This window comes from Psychroserpens mesophilus, from assembly GCF_050617655.1.
GTDB lineage: Bacteria > Bacteroidota > Bacteroidia > Flavobacteriales > Flavobacteriaceae > Psychroserpens > Psychroserpens mesophilus_A.
Window position 1 is genome coordinate 1 of sequence record NZ_JBODQC010000155.1, and the last position, 274, is coordinate 274.

The following is a 274-nucleotide window of genomic DNA, read 5'->3' on the forward strand; positions in this document are numbered from 1 at the left end:
GAAATCGGCCTGAGGGCGCGGCCCAGGGGCTTCCACCTGGTAACTTCAGAAATCCTGGAGGCCCTGCCCGAAATCCGCTCCGTACAGACCGGCCAGTTGCAGGTCTTTATCAAGCACACCTCGGCCAGCCTCACCCTCAACGAAAATGCGGACCCCACGGTGCGGGGCGATTTTGAGCGGCATTTCAATACGATGGTCCCGGAGAATGCCCCCTATTACCAGCATACCCTGGAAGGCCCCGACGATATGCCCGCCCACATCAAAGCCTCTTTGT

At 59.5% G+C, this 274-nt stretch carries 1 protein-coding gene; it reads left to right on the plus strand.

Annotation, left to right across the window (positions count from 1 at the left end):
- Nucleotides 1–274: secondary thiamine-phosphate synthase enzyme YjbQ (locus ACRHNM_RS16740; protein WP_431137754.1), on the plus strand; the 274-nt coding region annotated here is incomplete at both ends.